General features: G+C 68.1%; 1 protein-coding gene. It reads right to left on the reverse strand.

All coding sequences use genetic code 11. The annotated features are described in order from the left end of the window. Positions 1–1,867 (reverse strand): glycoside hydrolase family 2 TIM barrel-domain containing protein (locus AB0O34_RS36775; RefSeq protein WP_363923628.1); only part of this gene is annotated, 1,867 nt, incomplete at its 3' end. Positions 1,868–1,934: the final 67 nt, after the last annotated feature.

The raw sequence follows: 1,934 nt of genomic DNA on the forward strand, positions 1-1,934 counted from the left end.
CCGCGGCCACCGGGTTGAACGCCGCCTGCACGCGCTGGATCTGGGGGTTGCTCCACGGGTCGGTCAGGTTGTCCGCGCCGTAGACCGGGCGACCGCCCTCCTCCGGGGTGAAGTCGGTGGTTCGCACGCCGGGCACCACGCTGGCCCAGGCAGACAGCAGCGTGTACGGGCGCAGGTCGCTAGCGTCCTTGCCACGCTTGGCAAGGGTTGCCGTGGCGAACCACGTGAAGCCTTGCTTGGTGTTGCAGGCGGGCCAGATGTACTCGCCTTCGCCGTCCGGCCGCCCGGGGACGCGATTCAGGGCCTCGCCGTACCGGCCGGTGCCGTCCAGGTAGTGCGCGAAGATCGCGAAGTTCGGGTAGTTCATGTTCGGATACCGGCTGGCCGAGTCGGCGCCCGGAGCGGCGTCGATGCTGATCGGCCGGGTGCCGTCGTTGCCGTTCATCGCCGCGTACAGGTCCTGCTGGAACTGCTGCGAGTCGTTGTTGTTGAAGCTGGGCTCGTTGATCTGGCTCCAGCGGATCACCGCCGGATGGTTGCGGTCCCGCAGGGTCAGCGCACGCGCGTGGGCCACCATGTTGTCGCGTCCGGCCACGAAGTCCTGGGCACCACTGCGGATGGCGGTCTCGTCGATGATCATCAAGCCCATCTCGTCGGCCACGTCGAGCATGTACGGGCTGGCCGGTTCCATGTGGATGCGTACCACGTTGTAGTTGAGGCGCTGGTAGTTGTCCACCGCCTGGGGCCAGCCGCCGTTGCCGGGCGACGGTGGCAGAAAGCCGGGCAGGGTGTCGTACGCGTCGCCCTTCCCGCCGTTGTTGACCCGGTCGTAGTCGGCGCCCTGCAGGCTGTCGCCACGGAAGTTGACTCGCATGCCGTTGAGGTAGTAGTACTCGCCGTTCTGCGTGCTCTCCCGGAACCCGAACCGGTACGTGGCATCACTGGTGCGGCCGTCGTCAGCGGCGGCGTGTATCGCGAGGCGGTGCAGTTGGGCCCGGTATCCGGGCCGGTACGGCACATTGGGCCACCAGTAGGAGGTGGTGCCGAGGTTCCACGCCACGGGGCCCACCGTGACCTTCGCCGTCGAACGGGCTGCCACCGTCACGGTTCGCTGTGGCAGCTGTGGGTAGTTGAAGGAGCCTGCGCCGTCGGACGCGAGCGACCCGGTCAGGGTGACCGTTCTGGTCGCGGCCGAGGAGTTGGTCACCGACACGTCGTAGCTGAGGGTGCGGTCCGCCACCGAGGTGCGGACGAACGCGTCGCTGACATACACCGCCGGATATGCCCGCAGGTACGCCGACCGGAAGATCCCCTGCGGTATCGCCTCGGACCAGTCGGCCGCCACGGGAACCAGGTACTTGCCGTCGGCCGCCCTCAATGCCCCGCGTCCCTTCACCTGCACACTGATCGTGTGTGTGGTGCCGGGCGCCGCGTAGGCGCTGATGTCGAACTTCGACGGGGTGAACGCCGTCGTCTGGGTCGCCACCACCCGGCCGTCGACCGATAGCGTCGCCTGGTGGTTCACCGCCCCGAACTCGATCCATGTCGACTGGGGCTGACCCGAGTCCGGTATCACGACGGTGCGCGAGTATACGGCCTCGTTCACGTCTGTGAAGCCCTGCTTGTACCAGCCGCCTCCGGGCACCTTGATCGACGTCGTCGATCGGCCCGCCGGAGTGAAACTCCACGTCCCGGCGAGATCGACCGAAGCGACCGCGGCATTGCCCGCGGTGAATCCATCGATGTCCCCAGCGGCGGCGGCAACCGTCGCGGTGGACTCCGACGCGGTGGACTCCGACGGCGCGGACCGCTGTGCCGCGACAGCCGGCTGAGCTCCGATCGTCGCGACCAGCAGGGCCGCCACCACAGTCGGCCACCTGCTCGCCGTACGTCGAGGACGGGAGGAGGGGTCGCTCCGCTTCATCGGTAATCCT

It is taken from the genome of Sphaerisporangium sp. NPDC088356 (genome assembly GCF_040685555.1).
Lineage (GTDB): Bacteria > Actinomycetota > Actinomycetes > Streptosporangiales > Streptosporangiaceae > Sphaerisporangium.